This window comes from Candidatus Methylomirabilota bacterium, assembly GCA_036002485.1.
In the GTDB taxonomy this organism is placed as follows: Bacteria; Methylomirabilota; Methylomirabilia; order Rokubacteriales; family CSP1-6; genus AR37.
Genome location: DASYTI010000048.1, coordinates 1 through 7,183, shown reverse-complemented (window position 1 = coordinate 7,183; position 7,183 = coordinate 1). Strand labels below are relative to the sequence as shown.

Genomic DNA, 7,183 nt, shown 5'->3' with positions numbered 1-7,183 from the left:
GCCGGCGGGCAGGAGACCCGCCACGCTCCACACGGCGGTGACCTCGATCGATTCGTCGAGCGAGAGCGGAGGCAGGATGGTGGGCAGCCGGCGGGCCAGCATGGTCTTGCCCGAGCCGGGCGGCCCCAGCATCAAGATATTGTGTCCACCGGCCGCGGCGATCTCGAGCGCTCGCTTGGCGTGCGCATGGCCGCGGACATCCCCGAGGTCGAGATGGTCCGAGCCGTCTTCCGAGGCCCAGCCCTCGCTCTCCGGCTGCTGCGGCACGATGTCGCGCTCGCCATTCAGGTACTCGACGGCGTCGTGGATGGTCTCGACGGGAATGACGGCGAGACCACTGACCACGGCAGCCTCGGCGGCGTTGGCCGCGGAGACGAGAAGCCGCGCGATGCCGGCGCGCCGGCAATGAAGGGCCACGGGCAGCACGCCCCGCGCGGCGCGGACCTGGCCGTCGAGCGAGAGCTCGCCCAGGATGACCGTGTCCTCGAGGCGCCCCGGCTTCACGAGTCCCGTGGCCGACAGGATTCCCAGGGCCATGGGCAGATCGAAGACGGCGCCTTCCTTGCGGAGCTCGGCGGGGGCGAGGTTGACCGTGATGCGCTCCACGGGGAACTCGAAGCCCGCGTTGCGTATGGCCGCGCGCACGCGGTCGCGGCTCTCGCGCACGGCGGAATCCGGCAGCCCCACCGTGGTGAAGGAGGGCAGGCCCGGGGTGACGTCCACTTCCACGGAGACGTCGGCCGCCTCGATCCCAAAGACGGCCGCCGAGCGCACCCGGGCGAGCATGGCCAGAGTGTCGGGAGGCGCGATGAAACCGTCAACGACTCAAGTCGGATACACGGGGCGGCCGCCCGGTAAACGAGGGGCGACTCAGGCATACGTTCCGCTCACGGCTTCTGCTAGTCTCGACTCATCGCCGCATTCAGGGCCATGGGCCCGGGCATCAAAGGAGATAGGGTGACCAAGCCGGAGGACTCTCGGGACAGCGCCGTGCGGCACGTGAAGCCCGAGCCGCTCCGGGCTTTGATTGGGCGCCTGTTCACCGCCGCGGGCGCGCCGCCCGCAGACGCGGCGACGGTGGCCGAGGTGCTCGTCGAGGCGGATCTCCGCGGGGTCGAGTCCCATGGCTCCACCAGGGTCGCCGGCTATATCAGCATGATTCGCCTCGGGCTCCTCAATCCACGGCCGAAGATCCAGGTCCTCCGCGAGACAGAGTCCACGGCCATGCTCGAGGGCGACCAGGGCTTCGGCATCGTGGTCGCCCGCCAGGCCATGGAGATGGCCATCGACAAGGGGCGAGGCGCCGGGATCGCCTGCGTCACCGCGCGCAACGTGACCCATACCGGGATGGTGGGCTTCTATCCGATGATGGCGGCGCAGCGCGGGTTGATCGGGCTCTCCTGCAACAACGGCCCGACCATCTTGCCACCCTATGGGGGCAAGACACCGACCCTCGCCACCAATCCTTTCAGCGTGGCGGTGCCCGCGGGCCAGGAGGAGCCCATCGTTCTCGACATGGCGACATCCATCGTGGCCGCGGGCAAGCTGCGACAGGCGGGGAAGAAGGGCGCGCCCATCCCCGCCGACTGGGCGCTCGACCGGCACGGCGTGCCCACCACGGACCCGCACGAGGCCATCTTCCACGGATTTCTCCAGTGGGCGGGCGGGTACAAGGGCTTCGGGCTCGCCACGATCGTGGAAGTGCTGGGCGGGGTGCTCTCGGGCGGGCTCTTCGGCCGCGACGTGCCCGCCATGAAGGATTTCGGCAAGGAGCCGCTCGTCACCAGCGGGTTCTACATGACGATCAATCCGGAGGCCTTCATGCCGCTCGACCAGTTCTGCGCCCGCGTCGATCGGCTCGTGCGCCACATCAAGACCTCGGAGACCGCGGGCGAAACCAAGGAGATCCTGGTGGCCGGCCAGCTCGAGTTCCGGCGCAAGACGGAGCGGCTGCGCGATGGCATCCCGCTGACCGATGTGGTCGTGCGCGAGCTCGAGGTTCTGGCCAAGGAGTACCACGTGGCGTTCGAGCTCTTCTGAGCGCGTGGACATTCCCGCCCGTCGCGACGAGGCAAGCCCCCCCCTGCCCGCCTATGCGCGCCCGGGCGATGCGGGGCTTGATCTGCGCGCGGCCCAGTCGGTCACCCTCAAGCCCGGCGAGCGCGGCGTCGTGCCGACCGGCCTGCGTCTGGCCATTCCCGAGGGGCATGCCGGCCTGGTCCTGCCGCGCTCCGGCCTCGCCCTCAAGCACGGCATCACCGTGCTCAACGCTCCCGGCTTGGTCGACGCGGGCTATCGCGGAGAGATCCAGGTTCTCCTGATCAACCACGGCGCTGAGCCGGTCACCCTCGAGCGTGGCGAGCGCATCGCCCAGCTCGTCATCCAGCCCGTCGCTCAGGCGCGCCTCGTCGAGACGGAGCGGCTGCCCGACTCGAGCCGGGGCGAGGGCGGCTTCGGGAGCACGGGGACCTAGCGCCGCGCCTGGGCCCGGCGTCGCTCTACTTGAGCTCGTCGAGGGTCAGGCGGAAGCTCGCCACGAAGGTATCCATGAAGTAGCGAACCTCAGGAAGCGTAATCTTCTCGATGGCCGCCCGCAGGGCTTTTTCCGCCTGGACGAACTCCGCATTGCCCGTCGAGATCTCCTCCAGGGATTTGATGTATCCGCAGATCTTGTCCGCGGCCCGCACCAGCTCGAGCAGCTCTTGATCCGACGCCTGGGTCTCGAAGTAGGGCTGATAGGCGCCGCGCAGCGGATCGGGGACCATGCTCACCAGCTTGTCTCTCGCGATCTTCTCGATGGCGCGGTAGGCGACGGCGATGTCGGGATTGAAGTACTTGACCGGGGTGGGCAGGTCGCCCGTGAGGACCTCGCTCGCGTCGTGGTAGAGGGCGAGCACGGCCGTGCGCTCGGCATTGACGTCGCCGCCGAACAGCCGGTTGCGGATGACGGCGAGGGCGTGGGCGATCTGGGCCACCCTCAGGCTGTGCTCCTGGACGTTCTCCGGGTAGGTGCTGTACATGAGCCCCCAGCGCCGGATGAACTTCATCCTGAAGAGGTACGCGAAGAAGTGGCTCATGGGCTCAGGTTACGTGATGCCGAGAAATTTTCTCAGCCAGCCGCCCCAGCTGAGCTTGTCGCCGATGCCTTGCTCGATCATGATGGTGAGGTAGTGGTCCTCGGTTCTCAGGAGGTCGAGCGCCTGCCGATAGACTAGCCTGGGATCGTCCTCTCTGCCCTGCCTGGCCCGCTCGAGGTCTGCCCGATACGCCCGATTCAGCAGCCCGGCGATCATCTGCTCGTACTTGGCGTCGTCGTGGGTGGCCTCGAACTCCGCCGCGCTCTCCATGAGACCGGATGATGCCTCCGGCCCCGTCTCCGTGAAGTACAGCATCCGTGTTTCGAGATCCGACAGGGGATGATGCTCTCGGTTCGCTTGCTCCACGATCCGCGAGATGAAGAAGTCCTTCGCCTCGCGCACCGTGTGAAACACTCGCATGGACGATCTGGCTCTACTGGTTCAGGCGGCGCCGACCAGATACGAGATCGTCACGATTCCGAGCACGAACCAGTTCAGCAATCAGTCCGGGTTGGCGGCCCGCCAGGCAGCGAGGAACTGGTCCACCTTGGCGCGCATGGCGTCCAGGACGACAGAGAGGTGGGCGGGCTCGACCGTGCCGACTTCCGGGGGCTCGCTCCACGTGATGGCGAACGATTCGAGAGTCCGGGCTCGCGCGAGCTGAATCTGCTGTCGCAGCGCCAGCTGGACGCTGTAGACGTAGAGTTGAGTCGCGTGCCGCGATCTTGCCAGGTCCAGTCGGAGCTCGAGGGTCGGCCGGCCCGCGGATCTGAGCGCTTCAGTCGCACCCAGGGGCCGGAGCCCGGCGAGGCGCAGCCGCTGCTCCAGTTCGGCCTGAAGGCTCGATTGCGCCAGCCCGTCTCGGTCGCCCTCGGTGCCGACATGGTAGACGACCACGTGGACGCCGGTGAGCCCCACCAGCGTGATCCGTTCGTTGGGCGTGTCGAGGGCTGACACCGGCGAGGCCAGCCCCCCCAGCAGCGCCACCATCCCAGCCAGCGACGCGCGCAGGCGACCCATGGTCAGCCCTCCCCTTTTCAGAATGCTTCTCGCATATGTCCGGCGCGCCTCACTCGGATTCGGGGCCGCGTGATTCTGCTCATCCGCGAGTCGGGACGGCGCCAGTAGGCTCGACGATCTCACCGCGTTCGATGGTGTAGATGGTGTCGACGAAGTCGAGACGCTTGTCGTCGGATTCGGCGATGAGGATGGCCAGCCCCTCGCGCTGGAGCGCCTGGATGGTGCGGGCGAACTTCTCACCGGTGGCGGGGGAGAGCCCTTCGAACGCTTCATCCAGGAGTAGGAGCTTCGTGCCAGTCATGACCGCCCGGGCCAGCGCCGCCATCTTCTGCTGGCCGCCAGAGAGCGTCGAGGCCCGACGGCGGGCCAGCGGCGGCACGTCAGGCATGATGTCGTAGATGTACGTGAGCCGTTGGCGCTCATCCGCGCGCCCCGTGGCCCAGGCCGGCATCAGGATGTTGTCCTCGACCGTCAAGGCGCCGATGAGCCGTCGATCCTCGGGCATGTAGCCGATCCCCAGCGGGGCGCGCTTGTGCGCGGGCACCTTCGAGAGGTCCGTACCGTCCAGCGCGATGCGTCCGCCCGTCACCGGCACCAGACCCAGGATCCCCTTCAGGGTGCTCGTCTTTCCGGCGCCGTTGCGGCCCACCAGACCAACCAGGCCTCCTGCCGAGATTTCCAGGGTGACCCCTCGGAGGATGGGGAACCCCTTGATGCTCACGTGGAGCCTCTCGACGTTGAGCATCCTTACACCCGACCCAGAACAGCTTTCCGCACGTCCGGATCCGCCAGCACCGCCTCCGGCCTCCCGTCAGCAATGACCCGACCGTCGTTGAAGGCCAGCACCCGCTGGCCGTAGCGCTGCACCACTTCCATGTCGTGCTCCACGAAGATCGTCGTGAGGCGGCTTTCCTGCACGACCTTGATGAGGGTGTCCATGATCTGGAACTTGTCCTTGGTGCTGACCCCGCTCGTGGGCTCGTCCATCAGGAGGAGCTTCGGCTTGAGCGCGAAAGAGAGGGCGATGTCGAGCAGCTTCCGCCCGCCCTCCGGCAGCTCGCTGACGGGCCGCTGGGCGTAGGCCTTGAGGCCAAATCGCTCGAGGGCTTCCATGCCCTCGTCCGTCCACGGTGGCCGGTAGAGAGGCCGCCAGAAGCCGACCTTGTCCGCCTGAGCCGCCAGCGAGAGCAGGATGCTGTCCAGGACGCTCATGTTGGTGTAGAGCTGAGGGATCTGGAACGAGCGGGCAATCCCGAGCCTGGTGATCACTCGGGGCGGCAGCCCGGTGCGGTCCTCCCCCATCAGCAGGATGCGACCGCCTTCGGGCGTCAGATAGCCGGTGATCAAGTTCAGGAACGTGGTTTTGCCTGACCCGTTCGCTCCCACGATGCCGACCAGCTCGCCTGCGCGAATCTCCACGTTGATCCGATCGGCCGCCGTGACCATCCCGAAGGATTTGGTCAGGTCGATCGTTCTCAGGACCGACGCCTCAGGCACGCTGCCCCTCGCTCGTCCGCTTCCCGAACCGGGCCGCCAGGGACTCGTAGATGGCCCAGAGTCCCCCGGGGCGGAAGAGGATGATCGCGAGCATGATGATGCCGAGGGTCATCTGCCATTCGTTCGGGAAGTACTTGGAGGCGTAGGTACGGATGAACTCGAAAGCGACGGAGCCGATCAGGGGACCGACGACGCTCCCATACCCCCCCAGGATCGCCACGAAGACAAAGTCGCCGGACTGGATCCAGAAGGAATACTCCGGCACGATGTGCCCGACGGTGAAGGCGGCCAGGACCCCGGACACCCCGCCCAACGCGCCGGAAACGATGTAGGTGATGTACAGGACGCGCCGCGCCGATTGGCCAGAGTATTCGATGCGGATCTCGTTGTCCGCCAGGGCCCGGAGATAGAATCCGAGGGGGGACGCCAGGAAACGATAGACCACGTAGATGACGATTCCCGCGACACCCAGCGTCGTGTAGTAGAGGAAGTCCCGGAGGTGCTCCCTCGTCGGCGCGTACCCGAGAAACGTGGGCACCCCCACGCCCAGCCCGTCGGTCCCGCCGGTGAGCCAGTAGAGCTTGAGAAGGACGCCGTAGAGCATCATGGAGAAGGCCAGGTTGAGCATGGCGAAGAACACCTCGCGGTACCGGGCCATGACCAGGCCGACGAGGGCCGCCACCCCGGCGCCCAACAGAGCCCCGAGCGGGAGCAGCACCACCATGTCGTGGAAGCGAAACCACTTGACCCCGAAGCCCACCACATAGGCGCCCACGGCATAGAACATGGCGTGGCCGAAGGTCACCAAGTTGGCCCTGAGAAAGAGCGCCACCGCCAGCACGGCCACGAATTTGGCCATGGCCAGCGTGACGATGAACTTCATCCAGTCCGGCAAGATGAAGGGGACGACAAGGAGGAACACCGCCCCTGCCGTGGGGACCAGCGGGAGCCGATTGGCATCCATCCGTCAGATCCTCCGGAGCTGCAGTTCGCCGAAGAGCCCCTGCGGGCGGATGACGAGGACCACGATCATGGCCAGGTAAATCACCACCAGGTCGGCCTCCGGCAGGAGGTGGACGGCCATGGCTCGCAGCAGCCCCACCATCAGCGCTCCGAGAGCTGCCCCCTCGAGGTTTCCCATGCCCCCGATGGCGATCACCGCGAAGGCGAGCACCGTGGCGTCCACGGCGAAGCCCGGCGCCACGGCGATGGTCGGAGCGATCAGGGCCCCCCCGAGGGCGGCACAGAAGGCCCCCAGGGTGAAGGAGAGCATGTTGATGCGGTTCACGTTGATGCCGATGGCCTGGCTGATCTCCCGATCGTTGATGACCGAGACGACAATCTTCCCGATGCGGGTGCCGCGCACTGCCCAGACCAGTGCCCCGCCGAAGAGGATGGCCACCGCGATGAGCAGCACCTGGTACCAGGAATACCGAATGCCGGAGAGAGAGAACTCCCCGAGGAGCGTGTAGGGCTCGCTGACGAACAACGGCTTGGTTCCCCAGATGAGCTTCATCAGATCGTCCAGGATCAGGAAGATCGAAAACGTGAGCAGGAGCTGGATCGCCTCCGCCCGGCCGTACACTCGC

At 66.9% G+C, this 7,183-nt stretch carries 10 protein-coding genes; 2 read left to right on the top strand and 8 right to left on the bottom strand.

What is annotated here, in order from left to right; all coding sequences use genetic code 11:
• A partial coding sequence (locus tag VGT00_05500; GenBank protein HEV8530849.1) for a magnesium chelatase domain-containing protein occupies positions 1 to 786 on the bottom strand: 786 nt, incomplete at its 3' end.
• Positions 787 to 957: 171 nt separating this feature from the next.
• Between VGT00_05500 and VGT00_05495 the strand changes: the two genes are divergently transcribed.
• Together VGT00_05495 and dut are read left to right on the top strand one after the other, a co-directional pair.
• Entirely contained in the window at positions 958 to 2,040 is a 1,083-nt protein-coding gene (locus VGT00_05495) for an Ldh family oxidoreductase (protein HEV8530848.1), read from the top strand.
• 4 nt (positions 2,041 to 2,044) lie between these two features.
• A complete protein-coding gene (dut, locus tag VGT00_05490; GenBank protein HEV8530847.1) occupies positions 2,045 to 2,473 on the top strand; it encodes a dUTP diphosphatase in 429 nt (142 codons plus the stop codon).
• A gap of 25 nt (positions 2,474 to 2,498) precedes the next feature.
• Here the strand turns inward: dut and yfbR are convergent, their stop codons facing one another.
• The 7 genes from yfbR to VGT00_05455 all read right to left on the bottom strand — a co-directional run.
• Positions 2,499 to 3,077 (bottom strand): 5'-deoxynucleotidase, encoded by a 579-nt coding sequence (gene yfbR / locus VGT00_05485; protein ID HEV8530846.1) that lies wholly within the window; start codon positions 3,075 to 3,077, stop codon positions 2,499 to 2,501.
• A 9-nt stretch (positions 3,078 to 3,086) separates the two neighbouring features.
• Positions 3,087 to 3,497, bottom strand: coding sequence for a hypothetical protein (locus VGT00_05480; GenBank protein ID HEV8530845.1), 411 nt, complete (start codon positions 3,495 to 3,497; stop codon positions 3,087 to 3,089).
• A gap of 81 nt (positions 3,498 to 3,578) precedes the next feature.
• The gene (locus VGT00_05475; protein HEV8530844.1) at positions 3,579 to 4,097 is read right to left on the bottom strand and encodes a hypothetical protein; all 519 of its coding nucleotides are present in this window, start codon (positions 4,095 to 4,097) and stop codon (positions 3,579 to 3,581) included.
• A 79-nt stretch (positions 4,098 to 4,176) separates the two neighbouring features.
• A complete protein-coding gene (locus tag VGT00_05470; protein HEV8530843.1) occupies positions 4,177 to 4,818 on the bottom strand; it encodes an ATP-binding cassette domain-containing protein in 642 nt (213 codons plus the stop codon).
• Between the two features lie 26 nt (positions 4,819 to 4,844).
• Positions 4,845 to 5,594: an ABC transporter ATP-binding protein gene (locus VGT00_05465; protein HEV8530842.1), complete on the bottom strand. Its 750-nt coding sequence runs from the start codon at positions 5,592 to 5,594 to the stop codon at positions 4,845 to 4,847.
• On the bottom strand, positions 5,587 to 6,558 hold the full coding sequence (locus VGT00_05460) for a branched-chain amino acid ABC transporter permease (GenBank protein HEV8530841.1): 972 nt from the start codon (positions 6,556 to 6,558) through the stop codon (positions 5,587 to 5,589). Before VGT00_05460 ends, VGT00_05465 begins: the two co-directional genes overlap by 8 nt.
• A gap of 3 nt (positions 6,559 to 6,561) precedes the next feature.
• On the bottom strand, positions 6,562 to 7,183 hold a 622-nt coding region (locus VGT00_05455), incomplete at its 5' end, for a branched-chain amino acid ABC transporter permease (protein ID HEV8530840.1).